General features: G+C 36.1%; 17 protein-coding genes and 4 tRNA genes. 17 read left to right on the top strand and 4 right to left on the bottom strand.

The window, feature by feature from the left end:
* The first annotated feature begins 4 nt into the window (after nt 1-4).
* The 3 genes from ACN0U3_RS06340 (at nt 5) to ACN0U3_RS06330 (ending at nt 3,781) form a co-directional block, all read left to right on the top strand.
* Nucleotides 5-1,018, top strand: a complete 1,014-nt coding sequence (locus ACN0U3_RS06340) for a type IX secretion system membrane protein PorP/SprF (protein ID WP_417265562.1) — start codon at nt 5-7, stop codon at nt 1,016-1,018.
* Nucleotides 1,019-1,104: 86 nt separating this feature from the next.
* Nucleotides 1,105-2,379 carry a histidine kinase dimerization/phosphoacceptor domain -containing protein gene (locus tag ACN0U3_RS06335; protein WP_417265561.1) on the top strand — a complete coding sequence of 425 codons (1,275 nt, stop codon included), beginning with the start codon at nt 1,105-1,107 and terminating at the stop codon, nt 2,377-2,379.
* A 79-nt stretch (nt 2,380-2,458) separates the two neighbouring features.
* Nucleotides 2,459-3,781, top strand: a complete 1,323-nt coding sequence (locus ACN0U3_RS06330; protein WP_417265560.1) for a 1-acyl-sn-glycerol-3-phosphate acyltransferase — start codon at nt 2,459-2,461, stop codon at nt 3,779-3,781.
* Here the strand turns inward: ACN0U3_RS06330 and ACN0U3_RS06325 are convergent.
* From ACN0U3_RS06325 to hpt, 4 genes are read right to left on the bottom strand one after another with little or no spacing between them, the layout of a single operon-like run.
* The gene (locus ACN0U3_RS06325) at nt 3,778-4,362 is read right to left on the bottom strand and encodes a phosphatase PAP2 family protein (protein WP_299206874.1); all 585 of its coding nucleotides are present in this window, start codon (nt 4,360-4,362) and stop codon (nt 3,778-3,780) included. The two genes, ACN0U3_RS06330 and ACN0U3_RS06325, sit on opposite strands and share 4 nt — an antisense overlap.
* A complete protein-coding gene (gene obgE, locus ACN0U3_RS06320; RefSeq protein WP_299206876.1) occupies nt 4,359-5,348 on the bottom strand; it encodes a GTPase ObgE in 990 nt (329 codons plus the stop codon). The genes ACN0U3_RS06325 and obgE overlap by 4 nt, the downstream gene beginning before the upstream one ends.
* Nucleotides 5,349-5,353: 5 nt before the next feature.
* Entirely contained in the window at nt 5,354-5,932 is a 579-nt protein-coding gene (locus ACN0U3_RS06315) for an adenylate kinase (protein ID WP_367182447.1), read from the bottom strand.
* A gap of 9 nt (nt 5,933-5,941) precedes the next feature.
* Nucleotides 5,942-6,469, bottom strand: a complete 528-nt coding sequence (gene hpt, locus ACN0U3_RS06310; RefSeq protein WP_367182449.1) for a hypoxanthine phosphoribosyltransferase — start codon at nt 6,467-6,469, stop codon at nt 5,942-5,944.
* A 135-nt stretch (nt 6,470-6,604) separates the two neighbouring features.
* Here hpt and ACN0U3_RS06305 point away from each other — a divergent pair, with 135 nt between their 5' ends.
* The 14 genes from ACN0U3_RS06305 (at nt 6,605) to tuf (ending at nt 22,184) form a co-directional block, all read left to right on the top strand.
* Nucleotides 6,605-7,750 carry a 5-(carboxyamino)imidazole ribonucleotide synthase gene (locus ACN0U3_RS06305; protein ID WP_417265559.1) on the top strand — a complete coding sequence of 382 codons (1,146 nt, stop codon included), beginning with the start codon at nt 6,605-6,607 and terminating at the stop codon, nt 7,748-7,750.
* Nucleotides 7,751-7,880: 130 nt separating this feature from the next.
* Nucleotides 7,881-12,134: a SpoIIE family protein phosphatase gene (locus tag ACN0U3_RS06300; RefSeq protein ID WP_417265558.1), complete on the top strand. Its 4,254-nt coding sequence runs from the start codon at nt 7,881-7,883 to the stop codon at nt 12,132-12,134.
* Nucleotides 12,135-12,208: 74 nt separating this feature from the next.
* The gene (locus tag ACN0U3_RS06295; RefSeq protein WP_417265557.1) at nt 12,209-13,489 is read left to right on the top strand and encodes a DUF2851 family protein; all 1,281 of its coding nucleotides are present in this window, start codon (nt 12,209-12,211) and stop codon (nt 13,487-13,489) included.
* 229 nt (nt 13,490-13,718) lie between these two features.
* Complete coding sequence (locus ACN0U3_RS06290; RefSeq protein ID WP_417265556.1) at nt 13,719-14,627, top strand: SDR family oxidoreductase; 909 nt, start codon at nt 13,719-13,721, stop codon at nt 14,625-14,627.
* A gap of 85 nt (nt 14,628-14,712) precedes the next feature.
* On the top strand, nt 14,713-16,788 hold the full coding sequence (locus ACN0U3_RS06285) for an alanine/glycine:cation symporter family protein (protein ID WP_299206886.1): 2,076 nt from the start codon (nt 14,713-14,715) through the stop codon (nt 16,786-16,788).
* 5 nt (nt 16,789-16,793) lie between these two features.
* On the top strand, nt 16,794-17,717 hold the full coding sequence (locus ACN0U3_RS06280; protein WP_299206888.1) for a ComEA family DNA-binding protein: 924 nt from the start codon (nt 16,794-16,796) through the stop codon (nt 17,715-17,717).
* Nucleotides 17,718-17,819: 102 nt separating this feature from the next.
* Nucleotides 17,820-18,959: an acyl-CoA dehydrogenase family protein gene (locus ACN0U3_RS06275; protein WP_299206889.1), complete on the top strand. Its 1,140-nt coding sequence runs from the start codon at nt 17,820-17,822 to the stop codon at nt 18,957-18,959.
* Between the two features lie 76 nt (nt 18,960-19,035).
* The gene (rpsU, locus tag ACN0U3_RS06270) at nt 19,036-19,227 is read left to right on the top strand and encodes a 30S ribosomal protein S21 (protein WP_299206891.1); all 192 of its coding nucleotides are present in this window, start codon (nt 19,036-19,038) and stop codon (nt 19,225-19,227) included.
* Nucleotides 19,228-19,290: 63 nt separating this feature from the next.
* Nucleotides 19,291-20,169, top strand: coding sequence for a tyrosine-type recombinase/integrase (locus ACN0U3_RS06265; protein WP_299206893.1), 879 nt, complete (start codon nt 19,291-19,293; stop codon nt 20,167-20,169).
* A 345-nt stretch (nt 20,170-20,514) separates the two neighbouring features.
* A tRNA-Thr gene (locus ACN0U3_RS06260) sits at nt 20,515-20,588 on the top strand.
* Nucleotides 20,589-20,600: 12 nt separating this feature from the next.
* Nucleotides 20,601-20,683 (top strand) — tRNA-Tyr (locus ACN0U3_RS06255).
* 34 nt (nt 20,684-20,717) lie between these two features.
* Nucleotides 20,718-20,790 (top strand) — tRNA-Gly (locus ACN0U3_RS06250).
* A 27-nt stretch (nt 20,791-20,817) separates the two neighbouring features.
* Nucleotides 20,818-20,889 (top strand) — tRNA-Thr (locus ACN0U3_RS06245).
* A gap of 107 nt (nt 20,890-20,996) precedes the next feature.
* Nucleotides 20,997-22,184, top strand: a complete 1,188-nt coding sequence (gene tuf / locus ACN0U3_RS06240; protein ID WP_299206895.1) for an elongation factor Tu — start codon at nt 20,997-20,999, stop codon at nt 22,182-22,184.
* The last annotated feature ends 44 nt before the right edge of the window (nt 22,185-22,228 follow it).

Genomic DNA, 22,228 nt, shown 5'->3' with positions numbered 1-22,228 from the left:
AATTATGAAAACTACTTTAACAATAGGTGTTTTACTTGTAGCTTTACTGACGTTTGGTCAGCAAGAGTCGCAATTCACACAATATTATAATAATCCTTATTTTTTTAATCCAGCAGCTGGAGGAATGTCCAAAACTGTAAATGTAGATTTGGGCTATCGTAAACAATGGATTGGAATTGAAGGAGCGCCGCAGAGTTTGTATGCCACTGTTCATTCTGAAATTCGATTTGATAAGCGCAATAAGGTGCTGAATGAATTTAACAATGATGGTGACTTGATTTATTCAACACCAATAAACAGTGTAGGGATAAATAAACATGTTGTTGGAGGACGAATGATGGCTGATCAAGTCGGACCGTTCAGAAAAACTAGTGTTATGGCTAGTTATGCTTATCACTTAAGGTTTACAGAAAAAGCGATGTTAAGTCTTGGTGTGAGTGCTGGATGGAGCAACATGGGAATTGTCAGTAACAAAGTTGTTCTTTTGGATCAAGACGATGCAGGTTATGATCAGTTTTTATCACGAAACGCTAACCAATCAATATTCGACTTAAATGCAGGTATCGCTTTGTATGGCGAGAACTTTCAATTGGGGGTGTCCAGCACACAGTTGTTGAAAAATGATTTGATTATAGACGATGTTGCTACTCAAACTCAGTTTGGAAGACATTGGTTTGCTTATGGAATGTACAATATTGCCCTACCTGCATCAGACGTGTCTATTGAACCACACCTTATGGCTCAGCTTATTGAAAACGCGCCACTCTCTTTTAATGTCGGTGCAAGAGTTCATTTTGAACGTCGATACTGGATAAATATGGCGTATAGAGTTCAGGATGCGATCACTGTGGGAGCAGGTTTAAATTTCGCTAAGAACTTAAGGGTAGGTTATTCATATGATATAGCTATCGGGAAAGTTCAAAGACCAAGTAATTTTGTGCATGAATTAAATCTTGGGTTGACTTTCGGAAGCAATAGAAACATAGAAAAAGAGTTACACAACGATGAAATCTTATAGTTTGTCGAAATTTTCACTTCTTCACAATATTTTTTAACAATTATTATGTTTTTAATCCTTACATTGATAGTCGTAACTGGCCTATTATGACTAACGATAGAATAAATAATATTAATATTGTGGAATTGACAGACAAAGAAAGTCTGACTTCCTTAATTAATATTATTCATAAGTTGAGTCAGGATATAATCACCGCTCAATCAGAACTCGACATCTTTAATATTCTTTCCACTGATATTGCTACGCAAATGCAATTTATTGATTGTGTTGTTTATAAGGTAGATTCAGAAAATAAAGTGCTAAAGCAAGTTGCTGCATATGGAGAGTCTAAAATTGAAAAAGGAGAACTAACCAATCCACTTCAGTTAAAGTTTGGTCAAGGACACGCAGGTGTTTCAGCCAAGACAGGGGAAACACTAGTGTTTCCAGATGTGAGTAAAAGCTCGGATTATGTATTAGATGTTGTTCAAGCAGGTTCTGAAATGGTTGTTCCAGTGAAGATCCAAAACAAGGTCTATGCTGTCATCAGTAGTGAACATCCAGAAAAGAACTTTTATAAAGAAGAACATAAAAAATTGTTGGAGGTTTTAACCTCTATGGCCGCCGGAGTATTAGTAAAGATTCATGAGAAAGATAAACTAGAGAAAGTTAAGGAAAAACTAGAAAAAGTACTTCATAAGAAAAGTGAAGATTTAGACAAGGCAATTGATGCGCTTTCAGAGCAATATGCTGAAATGAAATATCAAAATGATAAACAAGAAACCCTGATGCAAGAAGTTCATCACAGGGTGACCAATAACCTTCAAATCATTTCAAGTGTATTGCGCCTATATATCAATAGAGACACTTCAAAAGCTTCAGAATCTTTAATTGAGATTTATAACCGTGTTCAAGTGATGGCTTTAATTCATCAGAATATTTATAAGTCGATGGAAATGAATATGGTCGATATTACTTCTTATATGAATGATTTGATGAGTTTTCTTAAAAGTACATCGAAGACGGTTATGGTTCAATCCAATTTTGATATTTCTGCAAAGCACTTTAGTCTAGATATATTGGTCCCATTAGGAATGTATATTACTGAGGTTTTTTATTTCTGGGTGGAAAGGGCTGGTAAGAATGGACTTAATGAAATTGATTTCGATATCAGCTTAAAACGCGCTAACGATAAGTTTTCTTTTGATCTTAATATTAAAGACCAAATGAGTTACGAGTTAAATGACCCTATCGATGTTGAAGCGTCTAATGATATGAATTCAATCCTAATTTCTGCACTGATTGATCAACTAGAAGGGGATTTGAGTCAAGGGTTTGAAGGAGGAAACTTTCTAAACCTCAATTTTAAGACAATTGTTTAATGCTTCAGGAGAAGTAGAGAGCTATTCTTTTGCGAAATTTCTTATTTTTGCGCCATATTTATTTTAGCTGTAGAATTGTATGAGGCCATTATATTTTTTACTGAAGTTTTTATTAAAAATTACACTTTGGATTTATTATCCAAGATTTAAAAATGTCAATAAACCTAAAAAAAGATTCGCACGTACCATCTACATGAGTAATCATGCTTCTTCTTTTATGGATCCGTTGGTTGTTGCTGGAACTCAGCGCCCTATAATATTCTTTATGACGAGGTCTGATATTTTTACCCCTTTGATGAGACCTATACTTTGGGCGGCACATATGTTTCCGATTTACAGAAAACAAGATGGTGTAGATACAAAAGAAAAAAATGAGGCTATTTTTAAAAAGTGTGGTAGGATTTTGAAATATGGTCGTAGTTTACTGATATTTTCTGAAGGCTTTACCGATGACGTTTTTATTCGAAGACTAAAACCGATTAAAAAAGGTGCGGTGAGAATGGGGTTTATGGCCTTAGAGGACGATGATTGGAGACAAAAAATATTTATTCAAGCTGTTGGTGCAAACTATTCCGACCCTAAAGTGCTTGGGAGCGATTGTTTGATCTCAAATGGTGTTCCTGTTTGTTTAAACGATTTCAAAGTCGAATATGAAGACGACCCAAATAAAACCATTCATGAACTTACTTTAAGAATGGAACAGGAGATGCGTGATCAAATTACTGATGTGCGCAATAAGGATATGGCCCCTTTTCATGAACACATCATGCGAATAACACGCAAGGGGATGAATGCTATTGATACCGATTTTTCCATTCCATTACTTGATCGATGGAAGTATTCTAAGCGTTTAGCAACTTGGTTTAATGAGACGAAGATTGAAAGCAATCAAGAACTTTTAAGTTTGAAAAAGCGATTAGATAATTACTTTGAAACCTTAAAAGAAAATGGTGTAGAAGAAACACCTTTATATAAAGTAACCACCAACCAAAGGAGTAAAGCGAAGGACATCATTTATTTGGTAGGATTGTTCCCGATAGTCCTAATTGGATTGGCATTGAATTATCTTCCTTATATATTGATCAAACGGTTTGTTGAAAACACTATGAAAAGAGAAGTGTTCTGGAGCAGTGTGAAAATGTTGGTTGGAGCTGCAGCTGTAGGAATTTACAACTTTATCTTAATTCTAATTTTCGCCAAGATTTTTAGTTTATCATTTTTAGCTCTGTTATTCGCTGGTTTGTTTATTGTTCCATTGTCTGCAGTTGTTACCATTAATTGGAATAAAACCCTTAAACTACATCGAAAGATGAATAAAGTGGCCAGAACTGATCTTTCACATATTTCTATAGAAAGAGATGCACTCTTAAAAGAGATCAAAAAACTAGTGCCTGTAGCTTAAACTTTGTTTAAAATTGTTCTTTTGTAGAACCAGTGGAATAAGAAAGCAATAGAAGAACCCCAGATTGCTCCACCAATAATATCGGTAGGATAATGGACTCCTAAATACATTCTACTGTAAGAAACAATAAGTGCCCAAAAAAGGAGTAGAGGAGTGATGTATTTCATTTTAGGTCGTAATTGTAGAATAAACATAACAGCAATCACGAAAGAATTAGTAGCATGACCAGAGATGAAACCATATTGACCACCTTTATAAAAATCTCCAGGTTTAATCTCATGATAACGCAGTTGTTCTCCTAAGGTTAAATGATGTGAAGGACGATAGCGCATAATGGTATGCTTAAACCCAAAGTTTGCAGTAGAATCAGCAAGGGCTACTGCGGCAAATCCAAATAAGGTAAACCACAATGCATGTTTAAGCGAGTATTTTATATATACAAAAACGAACAGTAGCAAATAAAACGGGAACCAGATGAACTTATCGCTCACCAACCACATTAACTCATCTAGAAATGGAGTGTGTGCACCATTGATCGCAAGGAGCACGTTTTGCTCAATTTCTTTTAACCATTCAATCATTTCTGTAAAATATTCCAGATTGTATCTTTAAGTTCAGTTAGATTTTTTTGAGACACAGAAGATATAAAAAGGGTTTTTATGTCTGGTAACTCTTTTCTGATTTCTTCTTCTAACTCAGCATCCAACATATCTGATTTTGAGACAGCAAGTAGCCTCTCTTTATCTAACAACTCAGGATTATACAACCTAAGTTCATTAATTAGAATCTCATATTCTTTTGCAATGTCATCACTGTCTGCTGGAATAAGAAATAATAAGATTGAATTCCTTTCTATGTGTCTTAAGAATCTTAATCCTAGACCTTTTCCTTCATGAGCTCCCTCAATAATACCGGGAATGTCAGCCATAACAAATGAGCGATTTCCACGGTATTCAACAATCCCTAAATTAGGACGTAAAGTTGTAAATGCATAGTCAGCAATTTCAGGTTTAGCCGCCGAAAGTACAGAAAGAAGTGTGCTTTTTCCGGCATTTGGGAATCCGACCAAACCAACATCCGCCAAAATCTTAAGTTCCAAAATAGACCATCCTTCATCGAAATCTTCACCTGGTTGGGCATAGTCAGGAGCTTGGTTGGTTGAACTTTTGAAATGGGTATTTCCACGTCCACCTTTACCTCCTTTTCTTAAGATTTTTTCCTCACCATGTTCATTGATTTCAAAAAGCACTTCATTGGTTTCAGAATCCCTTACAATAGTCCCAACTGGAACATCAATGTATGCGTCAGCACCTTCAGCACCTGTTCTTTGTTGTCCTGAGCCGTTTTTACCGTGATCAGCTTTAATGTGTTTGTGAAACTTTAAATGCAATAAAGTCCACATTTGGTTGTTTCCACGAATAATTACATGACCTCCGCGACCTCCATCACCACCATCAGGACCTCCTTTTGGGATGTGCCTTTCACGTCTCATGTGACGAGATCCAGCTCCTCCCTTTCCTGATCTGGAGTATATCTTAACGTAGTCTACGAAGTTGTCTGAAGCCATTGAATTTAATCTTTTATTGCATTGATGGTTTTTACGATTGCTTTCGTAATCTCCTCTATGCTACCTTTACCATTAATCAGGTGAAGTTTATCTTGTTGTTTGTAAAAAACCTTAACGGGTGCCGTTTCTTTATTGTAAACGTCAATTCGGTTGGCAATTATCTTTGGATCAGCGTCGTCTGTACGCCCTGAATTGATCGCTCTTTTGCGCAGTCTTTCCTTTAGTTCATCTTCAGGAACCTCAAGTGCAATCATTCCTGCAATTTTGGAGTTTTTCTCCGCTAAAAACTCATCTAAAGCCTCGGCTTGAACTTTTGTTCTAGGGAAACCATCAAAGATAAATCCTTTTGGATCATCAAATTTGTTGACCTCAGATTTAAGCATTTCTATTGTCACTTCGTCAGGAACCAATTGTCCTTTATCTATGTATGACTTTGCTAGTTTTCCTAAGTCCGTTGAGTTCCCAATATTCGCTCTAAAAATATCTCCAGTAGAGAGGTGGATTAGACCAAATTCCTTAATAATATTTGATGATTGGGTGCCTTTCCCAGCCCCTGGAGGGCCAAACAATACTAAATTTAACATAGTTTAATTTTATTCTATAATCTGATAAATGTCTCTTATATTCCTTCCCGCTTCTAAATAATCTAGTCCAAAACCAACAATGAATTTGTTTGGAATCTCGAGACCAACATATTTAGGCGGGTGCTTTCCTTGAAAAGCATCAGGTTTGTAAAGTAAGGTTGCAACTTGAACCGACTTTGGGTCGTGGTGTTCAATCATAGAATAAAGTTTGCCCAAGGTTAATCCCGAATCAACAATATCTTCAATGATAATTACATGCTTTTCTTTAACATCAGTAGTTAACCCAATTAATTCGTGTACTTTTCCTGTACTTGAAGTGCCTTTATAAGACTTTACTTTAACAAAAGAAATCTCACATTCTAAATCAATGTCTTTCATTAAATCACCTGCAAACATAAATGCACCGTTTAGTACACCAATAAAAACGACTTCTTCGCCCTTGTAGTCTGTGTTCAGTTGATTTGCAACTTTCTTAATTGATTCTTGAATTTCCTTTTCTGGAATGTATAATTCAAATTTTTTGTCTTTAATCTGCACTTTAATTGAGTTTGTTCTGAGTGCAAAGATAATATTTTAAATGCATTTTTTTTATTCCTAAAGTTTTTTATGAAAGTTGTCGTGTTCTATTAAAGGCTTCTTTATCTTCGCAATGATTTTGTAAAAGAAGGAAAGATGAAAAATAAGTGGTACGGTGAAAGTTTTAAATTAGGTGTTCTCGGAGGGGGTCAATTGGGGAGAATGCTCATTCAATCTGCAATGAATTATGATGTGCATGTTTATGTAATGGATAGCTCAATTACCGCGCCATGTGGGAGGTTAGCCTATGAATTCGTTGAAGGAAATATTCTGTCTTTTGATGATGTTGTGGCGTTTGGAAAAGATAAAGATGTGGTAACGGTAGAGATTGAACATGTTAATGTAGATGCGCTTGAGGAACTCGAAAAACAAGGTGTTAAAGTGTTTCCACAGCCGCATATTTTACGATTAATTCAAGATAAAGGACTGCAAAAAAACTTTTATAAAGAGAACAATATTCCTACTGCTCCTTTTCATTTGATTGATGATCAGTCTGAAATTGCCCAATATACCGACCAATTGCCATTTGTTCAAAAAATGAGAAAAGGAGGGTATGATGGTAAAGGTGTGATGACAATAAAAACGATAGCAGATTTCGATCAATCGTTTAATGGACCTTCATTAATCGAGAAAAAAATTAACTTTAAAAAAGAATTGTCGGTACTAGTGGCTAGAAACGAACATGGAGAAATTAAAACTTTCCCTGTTGTGGAATGTGAATTTAGCAAAACTTTAAACCTTGTTGAGTTTTTGTTTAGTCCCGCAAATATTTCAGCAGCTATTGAAAAATCTGCAACTGAATTGGCAGAAAAAGTCATCACAGATCTTGGGTTAGTTGGTCTTTTAGCGGTCGAACTATTCTTGACCCAAGAAGATGAACTGCTCGTGAATGAAGTTGCTCCTAGAACACACAATAGCGGGCACCATACTGTTGAGTGTAATTTCACCTCCCAGTTCGAACAACATTTAAGATCAATCTTAGGATTGCCTTTAGGTGATACAGGAATTAAAAGACCTGGTGTGATGGTGAACCTTTTGGGAGAAGAAGGTTATACAGGACCTGCAGTTTACGATGGGATAGAAAAGCTTATGGAAATGAGTGAGGTATATGTTCATTTATATGGAAAAGAGGAAACCAAACCCAATCGTAAAATGGGACATGTTACCATTACTAATGACGATCTAAATGAAGCCAAGAGGGGAGCGCGTATAGTGCAAGAATCTATAAAAGTAATTTCTTAACAGAAGATTAGTTCGTTTCACAAAGGTTTCTAAGTATTTTTTTTGTAGATTTATTGCTTGATTCCTATTGGTTATGAAGCTTAGAAAGTTCGCTTTCCTTTTGTGTGTTTGTTTATTGTCACATCAATTCGTGGCTCAAGTTTACACGTTCAAAAATTATGGGCATGAGGACGGACTGAATCTTTCTACCCTACTTACGATTGAAGAGTCCCAAGAAGGATATTTGTGGTTTGGAACAGATGGAGGTGGCTTAATGCGTTTTGATGGGAAAACCTTTAATTATCTTGAGCATGAGCAGGGAAGAAATAACCGGCACGTAAATCATATTTCATTTAAAGACAAAAAGCTCTTCTTCACAACCCTTTATAGAGGAGTTTATGAATATGAGGACGGCAAAATTCGAAAGGTTGATCATATTCAGTACGTAGGGCGAAATCATGCCATTATTAATTTTGATGATAAACAGGTCGTTCTACAAGATGGTGGTTTGAAAATTTATAAAGACAGCCTTCTTGTTGATGAGAAAATAACTTATCCTTACAATACCAATACGCAATTTTTTGGTCAGCTAGAGTTTCTTGAAAACCTTTTGGTCTTTAGTTCTAAAGGGAATTATCTGATTCAGGAAAACAAGATTTTCAATTTAAATGATTGGTTAGTTACCGATGAAAGTGTGACCAAGAACCTAGTCGCGGCTTTCCAATCTGGTGATAGTTTGGTCTTAGTAGATAAACACCTGAAAAACGAAATCACCGTTTTGCTGGATGATAATCGACCAAAATTCTTTGTTCAAGAAAACCTTGAAAATAAATTATTGCTTGAAGGCGAATATGTTTTGCGTTGGGACCGCAAAGGGAATGAGATGGTTTTTATTACCAATCAAGGACGGGTGTTTAAAAGGAATATTGAAAACCATACTTATACAAAAATTACACACAATTCAGCCAAAAGAATTTTTGACCCAACAGATATTTTAATTGATAGTAATCAGGATATATGGGTGACCACACGAACAAGTGGTGTGTTTAGGATATCTTTAGAGCCATTCACAGTAATTAATCATCATCCAATTTATCAAAATTCCTTAATTAGTTTTGTTGCTCATACGAAGGGTAATGATATTGTAATCACAATTGGGAATGAAGGAACTTTCATTACCCCTAAGGTAGAAAGAGAAGATTTCACCAAAAATGATAAAATTTTTGTAACTTCTATAGCCCATATTGGTGATACTGCACTTTTATCAACGAATAAAGGAATACGAATAATTGAAAAAGGAAAGCTTGTTCCTTTCGAACCTTTAAGTACTTTAAGTGAAGAAAAGATTACTTTGGTGACTTATGCTTATGGTTATTTATGGTACTCGGTCGAAAGTAAAGGCTTGTTTAGGCGAAATCTAAAAAATGGAGAAGAGGTTCATTACAGTAGCGCCCCCGCTTATTTTTATAATGTAGTTAGTCCTAAAGATTCATCAGCCCTTTATTTTGGTTCCAATTATGGCGTCTATCGCTATGATAGAGAGAGGGAGGTGCTTACACAATTGTCAAATAAAGTAGACGGACAAGAATTAGGTTCTTATGTTGGGAACTCAACAATCGACATTCATGGAACAATGTGGTTTAGTTTCGACAATGGTTTGATGGGGATTACAAAGGACGAAGAGTTTGTTTCCATTACCAGCGAAATATATTTGCCTTCATTGTTGATCTATACTTTAAATAGCGATGAATACGGAAACCTGTTGGTGGGTAGTAATAAAGGAGTTACTGTTATTGCCGTAGATAATCAAGGGAAACCAGAATCGAGTAATACTTATAATAGAAATAATGGTTTTTATGGGTATGAAACACACATGAGATCTTCATTTAAAGACCCTAACGGTTCAATATTCTTAGGGACCTTAGAAGGACTGATTATGGTTAGGCCTGAATACCTTAGGAAAACTTTGGCACCAAACAAACCAATCATCTACTCATTTAAAAATCAAAATGTAACCAATTTACTTAACACAGAAAGTGACATCATACTTGATACAGAAGACAATAACTTGTTGATTGAGTTTAGTAGTGTGAATACCAAATCTAATTTTGTTTCTTATAGCTATATGTTAGAAGGTTACGATAAAGAATGGTCCGAATGGGGAAGAAGTCAAGAAGCATATTATAACAATTTAAGATCTGGAAATTATGTGTTTAAGGTGAGGGCTTCTGTTGATGGAGAAAACATTAGTGAAGCTTCCGAATTGACTTTCAGGGTCAGTGTACCGTTTTATAGAAATAAATGGTTTATCATTTCTGTAATTACACTGCTTATAGTTATTAATATTTTGATTCTTGATCGAACAAGAAGCTTTAATCGTAGTAACATTATTCTATCTAGAGATGTAGGGGCAGATCGAAAAATAGCGAGTAGTATCATTGCTTTTGGAGCATTTGCAAATACTTCTGCACACATTTTTGCGCCAAGAATCGAATCCTCCATCGAATATCATGACGTTAGTGCGTTGTTCGTTGGTTTGATTATGTTAGGCTTGTTTTATTTGGTGGCTTTCGTGAAAAATGCAAAAAGGGTAGGGCTGTATCTCATTTTTAGCTTCTTGATTTTATTGGCCTACAATCTGCTTTTTGTCTATCTCTCAAATATTCATCCGTTTTATTTTATTATTGTATTGCTGGTTACCTTTGTGGCGCCCTACACCCTAAAAAGACTTCGTTCAGTAATTTTCTTGAGCCTTACCCTTGGCGCTTTAAGTTTCATGATTATCTTCTTTATTCAAGATGCAGTTTACAATCAATATTTATTCTTGTTGGGAATTGCAATAGCTGGATTCCTAATGGTGTTTATGACTCATTTAAGAAATAACTCACTCGAGCAATTAATTTTTACATCAGGAATAGTCAATAACGGAAATGCTCTTGTTATTGCCTTTGATGTGAAAGGGAATATTTCTTATGCCAGCGAAAATACAGAGTTACTTTTAGGAATTGATGATAATCTAAAAGGTAAATCTATTTCTTTCTTGAATCAATTTTTACCTGAACACAATGCTACTGATAGATTTTCAAATCTAGATTTAAGGTCTCAATTCAAAGAAGGAGCCATTTTCGTTACACCTTTAATTACTGCTAACAACGACGTCGTTTATTATCAATGGTCGTGCAAAGAGTTCTCTGATGATGTTAGGGTGATATTAGGACAGGATGTGACCGAAAAAATAAACCTTGAAAATTATTATGAGCTGATTGTGCAAAATGCAGAAGACTTAATTTTCCAAACAGATACCGATGGGAAGTTCACCTTTGTTAATGATAAGTGTGAGGTTGTCTTCGGAAAATCAAAAAGTGAATTATTAGATACTTCAATCTTTAATTTGGTGAAGCCTTCATTGCAAAATAAGGTGCGTGACTTTTTTGATCATTGCTTGAAAGGACGAAATAAAGGTGACTATATTGAATTTCCTATAATATACGACGGAGGTGAGTTAAAGTGGTTAGGGCTTAATTTAACTACAATGAATAAACCTGCTGCAGAAAATGTTGTAATTGGATTCTTGGGATTGGCCAGAAATATTACTGAAGCAATTAAAACCAATGCAATTATTAGAGATCAAAATAAGGACATCACTTCTTCTATAAATTACGCAAGAAGAATTCAATTTAATTTGCTGCCCAGATTTACTGATTTTGATCAGGCCTTTGATGAACACTTTATCCTTTACCGTCCAAAATCAATCGTGTCGGGAGACTTTTATTGGCTAAAGAAAATTGAAAATAAAACGATTTTAATTGTTTCCGATTCAACTGGTCATGGAGTACCTGGTAGTTTTATGACTTTGTTAGGAATCAATATATTAAATCAAATTATCCTCGAAGCAAATGTTACCGACCCAGGGAAAATATTAAACGAGTTAGACACCCGATTAATGGATGTATTACCACGAGATGGACGAAATCGAATCCAAGATGGAATGGAAACAGTTGTATGTGTTTTTGATGATAATTCCGACGATTTAGAATATGCTCTTGCTGGAGGAAGGTTTGTTGTAACCGACGTTCATGGTGATAAACTAGAGGTCGTTAAGGGGCAAGTTAAACATATTGGGGACGACCTAGATGGAGAAGAGTTTGAGTATAAAACCTTTAAAATGACTTTAACCAACCAACAAACTTTATATGTTTTTACAGATGGTTACCCAGATCAATTTGGAGGCGATAAAAATAAAAAGCTCACGATAAAAAGGTTCCTCGCTCTTTTGGATGCTATATCTCCGCAACATCTTCATGATCAAAACGTAATGCTACAAGAGCATTTGTCAGAGTGGATTGCTGATCAGCCTCAAACTGACGACATTACGGTTGTTGGGGTGAGGGGAGTAAAGAAATAATATTTTTAAATCTTCTTGTGGTTACTCATATTATTTATTAACTTAAATAGTGTTATTTTTAAAACCACCTAATCATGCAAGAAGAATACCTGCACTATTTATGGCGTATGAAACGCTTAGACTTTAGTCAATTAATTTTAGCCAACGGGTCAAAGCAACCTGTTTATGTCGAGGAGGTTGGATGGTACAATCTAGATGCTGGTCCAGACTTCTTTAACGGAACTGTGGTTGTCGATGGTCTTCGCTGGTCTGGAAATATTGAACTGCATATCAAATCATCAGATTGGTATGCACATCAACATCACCTTGATGAAGCATATAATAATGTCGTTCTCCATGTTGTTTACGAACACGATAAAGAAGTGTATGTGAACGGTGCGGTGCTACCTACAATTGAATTGAAAGAAGTAATAGATAAAAACCATTATTTGAATTACACTTCTGTTATTAATAATGTACAAAAGGTCCCTTGTTATAAAACAGTTATGGAACATAAGTTGGCTTTGCTTCAACAAATAGATGTTTCTTTCTTACACCGAATAGAAAGAAAAGGATTGGGCTTGTTTGATGAGGTGGAAAAGGGGACAAGAGATAAAATAGCTTTGTTGTTCGTTGCGTTATTTAAGGCGGTTGGTGGAAGGACAAATGGATTGCCCATGCAAGAACTTGTGAAACTATTGCCTTATACTATCATTAGTAAAGAAAAATGGGACCCAATTCGTTTGGAAGCTTTATTATTTGGTTGTGCTGGTTTGCTTAATGAAGAATGTACAGATTTTTACTACTTAAGACTTAAAGACCAATGGAGGTTTTTGAAAGGGAAACATCAACTATCAGAAATGAAACGAAATTCTTGGAAGTTTGGAGGGATACGACCTTATAGCTTTCCATCTTTTCTTATTGCTCAACTTTCAGCATTGCTCCTCGAGTTTGATTTTATCAACCTAGAAAAACTGAAAAGTGATGAAATCGTGCAAAGAATATTATCTTTAAAGGGTAATTATATTCACCCGTATTGGGAAACACATTTTGTGTTCGGCAAGCTTTCTTCAAAACGAAAATTAAAGTTTTCTACACTTTTTAAAACAAATATTTTGATTAATGGAATTGCGCCTTACTTTGTTGCATTAAAACACATCGATGGTAATTTCTCACACACAGACAAAGCGATTGAAATGTTGGAAAAACTACCGCCTGAAACGAATTCAATTACTAATTACTGGAAAAATATCGGCTTTACCCCTAAAAATGCGTTAGAAAGTCAAGGTTTATTAGAATTAAACAATGAATTTTGTAACTTTAAAAAATGTTTATCCTGTAAAGTTGGGGTAGAGGTTCTTGAGAAGAAAATATGAAGAAGTTAATCCAAAAAATTGTATTCTTTTTTGAAATGCGATCGTTCGGTGTAAGTGAATGGTGGGCTCAGAAATTGGGTATTCGTACTGCTAAGGTAAGATTGTTTTTTATCTATAGCTCTTTTATTGGACTTGGATCACCTATCATTATCTATTTATTGATGGGACTTGGGCTAGAGTATAAACATATATTTAAATTGAGAAAAAAGAGAAAATCAATTTGGGAGTTATGAAGCCTGCCGTTAAAAGAATATTAATTACCGGGAGTAATGGACTTCTGGGTCAGAAATTAGTAAAATATTGCTTAGAAAATCATATTGATTTTTTGGCTACAGCTAATTCCTCCAACCGCTATTCATTGTGCCCTGATCTTCATTTTTCAATTTTGGATATTACAAAACCTGACCAAGTAAAGGGGATAGTTTCAAGATATCAACCAACTCATATCATTAATGCAGCAGCAATGACAAACGTTGATGCTTGTGAAGCGCAGGTCGAAAACTGTAATGCCGTTAATGTGAATGGAGTAAAACACCTGCTTTCTGAAGCTAAAGCCTTAAATATTCATCTAATTCAGATTTCTACCGATTTTATTTTCGATGGAAAAAAGAAACTCTACCATGAGCGTGATCTCGCTAATCCATTGAGTGTTTACGGAGCTTCAAAATGGAAAGCAGAAGCGTTGATTGCTGAAAGTAAATACCCGAATGTTACCATCCTGCGAACATCCATTCTATACGGAACCGGAGAATCACTGAATAAATCTAATATTTTTAATTGGGCAATGGAGGCCTTAAGGGCTGATAAAGAATTGACTATTGTAAACGATCAGTTTAGAACTCCGACTTTTGTTGCTGATTTGGTACAAGCTTGCTTTAAAGTAATTGAACAGAATGTAAAAGGGGTATTCAATGTTGCAGGGGGCGAATTGAATTCTATGTATGAATTTATTTTATTGCTGGCCGATTATGTTGGTGCGCCTAGGAGTTTAGTGCAAGCGATTAGTTCTGACCAACTCAACCAAAATGCAAAAAGACCACAATCTTCGGGCTTAATAATTGATAAAGCAATCCATACATTTGCTTATCAACCTACAAGCTTTGTAGAAAGCTTATTAGAAATTGACCCGAACAATTGAAATAATATTTATAAATTAGCAAATCTTGATTCCTTATTATGGAAGTCTTAAAAGATTTTAATTTAGAACACTAAAAAAATTATTTATGAGATTAGCTAAGGTTTTGGCTGCCCTATTCATGTTTTCAAATTTTGCATTTGCTCAGAACGACCCTTTGACTGCCGAGCTTACAATGAATGATAAAACACCTGCAATAGATGATGTGACAGTTAAAATCTCTGTGAAAGGAGGGAAGAAACCCTATAAATATGTTTGGAATAATTCAAATATTTCAATTTACAACAGTAGCTATAAAAATTGGTCTGAAGGAGATTCGGTTAAAGTCACAGTTATCGATGCGAATTTTGATTCTGTTTCAGTGAACGGTTATGTAGCGCCTAATAGTTTTTCAGAACACATTAACAACGCAATGAAACCTGCAGTTAAGCATATGCAGGACATTCTATTTGCAAAAATTTGGTCAGATACCGTAAAAGTTAACGAGTTTGTTTTAAAAGCACCTTTTGCTATTGATGCTGAAAAAACCGAGTATACTTTAAAGGAATGGATAAAAAAAGACGGAGAGGAAGTTGAGCACCTTGAGGTTGTGGCTATACTAAAAGACAAGGATGATGAGTTTCCATTATACGCAATGGGGGATGGAATCTTAAATTATGGAATCCATGAAGGGGTGAAAGTTGCTCCTGGTGATAAAGTCTTTTATACCAATAGAAAAGGGAATAGATCAGAGAAGGTTTTGGGGAAAATCGATTACTCATCGCCACAACCATTTTACTTTAAAAACTTAACCAATAAAACTCAGGGAATTCCATTGATTGTACTTTGGCTTGTTTTAGGTGCAGTTTTCTTTACTATTAAAATGCGTTTTATCCAATTCTGGGGGGTAAGGCACGCTATTGATTTGGTTAAAGGAAAGTTTGATGATCCTTCTAAAGACCATGGGGAAGTAACCCACTTCCAAGCTTTAGTGACCGCACTGTCGGCTACCGTAGGGCTTGGAAATATTGCTGGAGTTGCTATCGCTATAAGCATGGGGGGGCCTGGAGCTACCTTCTGGATGATTCTTGCAGGGTTAATTGGAATGGCTTCTAAGTTTGTGGAATGTACCTTAGGAGTAAAGTATAGACATCAAAAAGAAGATGGTGAAGTTTTCGGAGGGCCTATGTATTACTTGAGTCGTGGACTGGCTAAAAGAGGTCCAGGATTTAAACAGTTAGGAAAAGTGTTGGCCATTATGTTTGCTGTACTCTGTGTAGGTGGTTCTCTAGGTGGTGGGAATATGTTTCAGGCAAATCAAGCTTTCAATCAGTTGGCTGAAATTCCAGGTTGGGAAGGATTCTCCGCCTATGGCTTCTATTTTGGAATTGTAATGGCGATTCTTGTAGGTGTAGTAATTGTTGGGGGAATAAAAAGTATAGCAAAGGTAACCGACAAAATAGTCCCTGCTATGGTGGGAATTTATGTCGTTTCTGCTATAGTAATTATCGGTTTTAACTATGAAAACTTAGGACACGGCTTCAATACAATTATTACAGGTGCTTTTAGCCCTGATGCAATGTATGGTGGATTTATCGGAGTGCTGATTTTAGGATTCCAACGTGCGGCTTTTTCTAATGAAGCAGGGGTTGGATCTGCACCAATTGCCCATGCTGCTGCAAAAACAGATGAGCCAGTGAGTGAAGGTGTGGTTGCTGTCCTGGAACCCTTCATCGATACGGTTGTCGTTTGTACTATGACAGCTTTAGTGATTATTTTTACCGGCTATGCTCAAGACCCTGAAGGATTAGAAGGTGCAGCCTTAACATCTGCTGCATTCTCCTCTTCATTAGGAGATTGGTCGCTGTATGTACTCTCTTTTGCAGTGGTTTTATTTGCATTTTCAACAATGATTTCTTGGTCGTATTATGGACTTAAAGCTTGGACCTATGTGTTTGGAGAAACCAAAACAGCAGGATTAGTTTATAAATTTATATTTTTGGTATTCGTGGTAATAGGATCTTCTGTGGGATTAGGAGCTGTAATTGATTTTTCAGATCTAATGATTCTAGGAATGGCTTTCCCGAATATTTTAGGACTGCTTATTATGTCAGGTGAAGTGAAATCTGATATGATTGATTATTTTAGTAGAGTAAAGTCTGGAGCGATTAAGAAATTTAAATAGTAATATTGTCGAAAAATAACTGGGATAGCGATTGGGTGCACTTCTCGAAAAAATCACGTCGAGGAATTTTGGTGTTGCTTATTTTATTTGTCCTCATTGCTGTAGCTCCTAGATTATACCATAACTATGTTTACACTCCACCAAATTACAATGTCAAGTACAGCGCTATCGTAGACAACCCTTCAGATTCATCCATTGTTAAAGAAACCCGATATCGTCAACCTGATGTGAGTTTTGACCCAAATGTGTATACATTAGAGGAGTGGAAATCAGTTGGACTTTCAGAAAAACAAGCCCAATCAATATTGAAATACTTAGGAAGTGGTGCCCAATTAAGGGTCAAGTCAGACTTGAAAAAGCTATACGTTATCGATGATGAATTGTACTCATTACTTGAACCAAAACTGAATCTTCCTGACTCAATAGAAGGAAAGAAGAGTCAAAGCAAACCAACGTATAATACTGATTATGATAAAACTCAGGGTCTTGAAGAGGATAGGGATGAAATTGGAGAAGAAACTGTTGAATTAGCACCTATGTCGATCAACCATGCCTCAAGTAGAGAACTACAAACCATTCCTGGAATCGGTCCTTTCTTCGCAAAGGAAATCCTGAAAATCAGAGAGAATTATGGAGGATTTATTTCTTCCGATCAGTTACTTGATATCTATCGAATGGACGAAGAAAAGTTGAGTGAAATATTGCCTTACCTTATTATAGACCCTAATGAAGTCAATAAACTAAATGTTAATACCGCGAGTGAAGAGCAGCTTAGGAAACATCCACTAATCAGTAGAGATATGGCCAAATCAATTGTTTATTTTAGAAAGAACCATAAAGAATATGACTCATTGAATGATTTGCTTTTGTCTCCATACATTGATGGACAGGTCTTAAAGACAATTATGCCTTATCTGAAAGTAGAATAATTTGGAATACAAAAGGTTCAAGCTTTAAAAAAATATTATCTTCGCCTTTTTGAAATCTACTTTTTGTAGTGATTTTTGTAAAAACCATAAATAGTAAACACAATGAATTTTGATTTGAACGAGAATCAGTTAATGATTCAACAAATGATACGCGATTTTGCTGAAAAGGAAATCAAACCCAATTTGTTAGAATGGGATGAAAAAGAACTCTTTCCTGTTGATGTGATGAAAAAACTAGGTGATCTAGGATTGCTTGGTATTTACATTCCTGAAGAATATGGAGGAAGTGGTTTCTCTTATGATGAATATGTAACTGCCTTGATCGAATTAGGAAAAGTTTGTGGTGGACTTGGACTCTCTGTTGCAGCACATAACTCACTATGTACTGGACATATTTACTACCATGGTTCTGAAGAACAAAAAAGAAAATACCTTCCAAAATTAGCTTCAGGTGAATTTATTGGTGCGTGGGGATTAACAGAGCCAAATACAGGGTCTGACGCCATGAGAATGAAAACAACTGCTGTTAAAGAAGGGAATGAATGGGTTATTAATGGTGCAAAAAACTGGATTACCCACGGATTGTCTGGTGATGTAGCTGTTGTTTTAGTTCGTACTGGAGAATTATTAGACAGTAAAGGAATTACTGCTTTTATCGTAGAAAAAGGAACACCTGGTTTCTCTGCTGTTAAAATTGGTGATAAATTAGGAGTAAGAGCGAGTGAAACTGCTGAACTTATTTTTGATAATGTTCGTGTACCCGAAGAAAATGTCATTGGTGAAGTCGGAATGGGATTTGTTCAAGCGATGCAAATTCTTGATGGTGGTAGAATCTCTATTGCTGCATTAAGTTGTGGTATCGCTAGAGGAGCATATGAAGCGTCTGTGAAATACGCAAAAGAAAGAGAACAGTTCGGAAAACCGATTGCTTCATTCCAAGGAATTAGTTTTAAATTGGCAGATATGGCCACAAATGTTCATGCAGCAGAGTTGTTGACTTTTAACGCAGCAGCCTTGAAGAATAAGGGTCAAAAACTGACCAAAGAAGGAGCTTTTGCTAAATATTTTGCCAGCGAAACTGCAGTGACCTGCGGAAATGAAGCTGTCCAAATTATGGGTGGGTATGGATATACAAGAGAGTATCCTGCTGAGAAGTTTTTGAGAGATGCTAAGCTGATGACCATTGGTGAAGGAACATCAGAAATTCAAAAAGTAGTTATTTCAAGAGAAATTTTGAAATAAGTATTGTTCATAAGATTTATCTTATTATCTTTGCCATCCAATTTACTGAATTAGAAACTGAAATTAATTATAGAATATGTTAGTAATACCTGTAAAAGAAGGAGAGAACATAGAGAGAGCTCTCAAGAAATATAAGAAGAAGTTTGAAAAAACTGGTAGAATGCGTGAAATCCGTAGACGTAAAGAATTTATCAAGCCGTCAGTTTTAATGCGTCAGCAACGTATTAAAGCAGGATACAAACAACGTATGCAGTCTAAGGAGATATAAACATATTTTATTAAAATACGTTAAGGAGTCTATTTATAGACTCCTTTTTTTATTTTTATACCTATGCTTGAACGCTTCCTTGTATATTTAAACACTGAAAAACGTGCTTCCGACCATACATCATTGGCCTATAAAAAGGATGTTCAAACTTTTTTAGATTTTGTGGTGGTGGAGAGTGAGCCGGAATTGAAAGAATTAACTCATCAAAGTGTTCGTGGGTGGATTGTCGAATTGATCAATAATGGACAATCTAACCGTACAGTCAACCGGAAACTGTCTGCCTTAAGAACTTTTTTTAAGTGGGCCCAAAAAAACAACATCATCGAAGTTGATCCAATGTTAAAAATTAAAGGGCCTAAGCAAGAAAAAAGATTGCCCGAATTTGTGAAGGAAGAAGAGATTCAATTGGAGCAATTGAATGAGTTATTTCCTGAAGGGTTCCCTGGTTTACGCGATCGTTTAATTATCGAGGTTTTGTATCAAACGGGTATGCGACTTTCCGAGTTAATTCATCTAAAAAGAATGGATTTTCAAAATAACACCTTAAAAGTACTGGGTAAAAGAAATAAGGAAAGGATAATCCCAATTACAAAAGAACTGTCAGATCAATTAAACCTCTATTTAGAATCTCCAAGTTATCAGGCTGCGCGAATTGAATATCTCTTCATAACCGACAAAGGCAAAAAAATGTATCCTAAGTTTGTTTATAGAAAGGTAAAGTATTATTTGTCTTTGTTGACCAACTTAAATAAGCGGAGTCCACATGTGTTACGTCATACTTTTGCTACCCACATGTTGAATAATGGTGCTGGTTTGGAAACATTAAAAGAAGTTTTAGGACATGCCAGTCTAAGTGCGACGCAAGTGTACACCCACAATTCCTTTGATCAAATTGCGAAAATTTATGGTCAGTCTCATCCCCGTGGCGGTAAAAAGGACTAGGATTTTAATTCAATCCATGTTTTTTTATTGTTTTTTTTTAATCGATTATGTGTTGTCAGTAGTACTTCGGTTTGAGGTGAACTGAATTTAGGGCTTGAATTCATAGAAAAGGATATTTTTTTTAAAAAAAAAGTAAAATATTTAAGATCAACCAAAGTCTTGTAATACAATGTGTTGAGGTGTTATTTAGGTGCGAAAACAAGAGGTAGAGAAAAAAAGTTTGAATTTTTTTTAAAAAAGTGCTTGTTGTAATTCATTTATTTTATACATTTGCAACCCCGAACGGGTTAGTAAAAACAAGTTAGGGAGTTCTTTAAAAGATTATTATTAATACCAATATTAAGCGCCGATGTAGCTCAGCTGGCTAGAGCAGCTGATTTGTAATCAGCAGGTCGGGGGTTCGAGTCCCTCCATCGGCTCTAAAACATATTGGGGGGATACTCAAGCGGCCAACGAGGACAGACTGTAAATCTGTTGGTTTTTACCTTCGAAGGTTCGAATCCTTCTCCCCCCACACATATGTTCTAGTGCTTAATGAAAAAATAAAAGCGGGAGTAGCTCAGTTGGTAGAGCGTCAGCCTTCCAAGCTGAGGGTCGCGAGTTCGAGTCTCGTCTCCCGCTCTTTTATAATCTTTTTAAAGGCTCACTGCCGATGTAGCTCAGGGGTAGAGTGCTTCCTTGGTAAGGAAGAGGTCACGAGTTCAATTCTCGTCATTGGCTCGAAGAAGGAGAGTACATGTCGGAAATCACTCATAGAAATGGGTGAATTTTCTTGTATGTAACAAGTAGGTGAATAAATTAGTATATTAACAAGTAACAAATAAAAAATGGCTAAGGAAACATTTAATCGTTCCAAACCACACTTAAACATTGGAACACTCGGTCACGTCGATCACGGTAAGACAACATTAACTGCTGCTATCGCTGCGGTTTTGTCAGCAAAAGGTTTTTGCGAAGCTCGTAGTTTTGACACAATCGATAACGCTCCTGAGGAGAAAGAACGTGGTATTACTATCAATACATCTCACATTGAGTATGAAACTGAAAATCGTCACTACGCACACGTAGATTGTCCAGGTCACGCCGACTATGTTAAGAACATGGTAACAGGTGCTGCTCAAATGGATGGTGCGATTTTAGTTGTTGCTTCAACAGATGGACCAATGCCACAAACACGTGAGCACATTCTTTTAGGACGCCAGGTTGGTGTTCCAAGAATTGTTGTTTTCATGAACAAAGTGGATTTGGTTGATGACGAAGAATTATTAGAGTTGGTTGAGCTTGAGATTAGAGAGCTTTTATCATTCTATGATTACGATGGAGACAACTCACCAGTTATTCAAGGTTCTGCTTTAGGAGCTCTTAACGGTGATGAAAAATGGTCTGCAAAAGTAATGGAGCTTATGGAAGCTGTTGATACTTGGATCGAATTGCCTCCACGTGATGTAGATAAACCATTCTTGATGCCTGTTGAGGACGTATTCTCGATTACTGGTCGTGGTACTGTTGCAACTGGACGTATCGAAAGTGGAGTTATTAACTCTGGTGAAGAAGTTGACATCCTTGGGATGGGAGACGAAAAAATTAAATCTGTAGTTACGGGAGTTGAAATGTTCCGTAAGATTCTAGATAGAGGTGAAGCTGGTGATAACGTTGGTCTTCTTTTAAGAGGTATTGACAAGTCAGATATCCGTCGTGGTATGGTTATTTGTAAGCCTGGTTCTACAACTCCTCATGCTAAATTTAAAGCTGAGATTTATGTTCTTAAGAAAGAAGAGGGTGGACGTCATACTCCATTCCATAACCGTTACCGTCCACAGTTCTACTTCCGTACAACTGATGTGACTGGGGAGATTCTTTTAGGAGAAGATCGCGACATGGTTATGCCTGGTGATAACGTAACAATTACTGTTGAACTTATCGTTCCTATTGCTATGGACAAAGGACTTCGTTTTGCAATCCGTGAGGGTGGTAGAACTGTAGGTGCTGGTCAGGTAACTGAGATCTTAAGTTAAGCATTTAATAAATTAGAAAAAGGGGAGTTCTTTTGACTCCCCTT

It is taken from the genome of Brumimicrobium sp. (genome assembly GCF_048268645.1).
GTDB classification, from domain to species: domain Bacteria; phylum Bacteroidota; class Bacteroidia; order Flavobacteriales_D; family Crocinitomicaceae; genus Brumimicrobium; species Brumimicrobium ulvae.
This window is presented reverse-complemented; position numbering and strand designations above follow the sequence as displayed.

Bases quoted from the DNA above. Each gene is read 5' to 3' on its own strand.
- ACN0U3_RS06340 (WP_417265562.1), top strand. From the start codon at position 5: ATGAAAACTACTTTAACAATAGGTGTTTTACTTGTAGCTTTACTGACG.
- ACN0U3_RS06335 (WP_417265561.1), top strand. From the start codon at position 1,105: ATGACTAACGATAGAATAAATAATATTAATATTGTGGAATTGACAGAC.
- ACN0U3_RS06330 (WP_417265560.1), top strand. From the start codon at position 2,459: ATGAGGCCATTATATTTTTTACTGAAGTTTTTATTAAAAATTACACTT.
- ACN0U3_RS06325 (WP_299206874.1), bottom strand. From the start codon at position 4,362: ATGATTGAATGGTTAAAAGAAATTGAGCAAAACGTGCTCCTTGCGATC.
- obgE (WP_299206876.1), bottom strand. From the start codon at position 5,348: ATGGCTTCAGACAACTTCGTAGACTACGTTAAGATATACTCCAGATCA.
- ACN0U3_RS06315 (WP_367182447.1), bottom strand. From the start codon at position 5,932: ATGTTAAATTTAGTATTGTTTGGCCCTCCAGGGGCTGGGAAAGGCACC.
- ACN0U3_RS06305 (WP_417265559.1), top strand. From the start codon at position 6,605: ATGAAAAATAAGTGGTACGGTGAAAGTTTTAAATTAGGTGTTCTCGGA.
- ACN0U3_RS06295 (WP_417265557.1), top strand. From the start codon at position 12,209: ATGCAAGAAGAATACCTGCACTATTTATGGCGTATGAAACGCTTAGAC.
- ACN0U3_RS06290 (WP_417265556.1), top strand. From the start codon at position 13,719: ATGAAGCCTGCCGTTAAAAGAATATTAATTACCGGGAGTAATGGACTT.
- ACN0U3_RS06285 (WP_299206886.1), top strand. From the start codon at position 14,713: ATGAGATTAGCTAAGGTTTTGGCTGCCCTATTCATGTTTTCAAATTTT.
- ACN0U3_RS06275 (WP_299206889.1), top strand. From the start codon at position 17,820: ATGAATTTTGATTTGAACGAGAATCAGTTAATGATTCAACAAATGATA.
- rpsU (WP_299206891.1), top strand. From the start codon at position 19,036: ATGTTAGTAATACCTGTAAAAGAAGGAGAGAACATAGAGAGAGCTCTC.
- ACN0U3_RS06265 (WP_299206893.1), top strand. From the start codon at position 19,291: ATGCTTGAACGCTTCCTTGTATATTTAAACACTGAAAAACGTGCTTCC.
- tuf (WP_299206895.1), top strand. From the start codon at position 20,997: ATGGCTAAGGAAACATTTAATCGTTCCAAACCACACTTAAACATTGGA.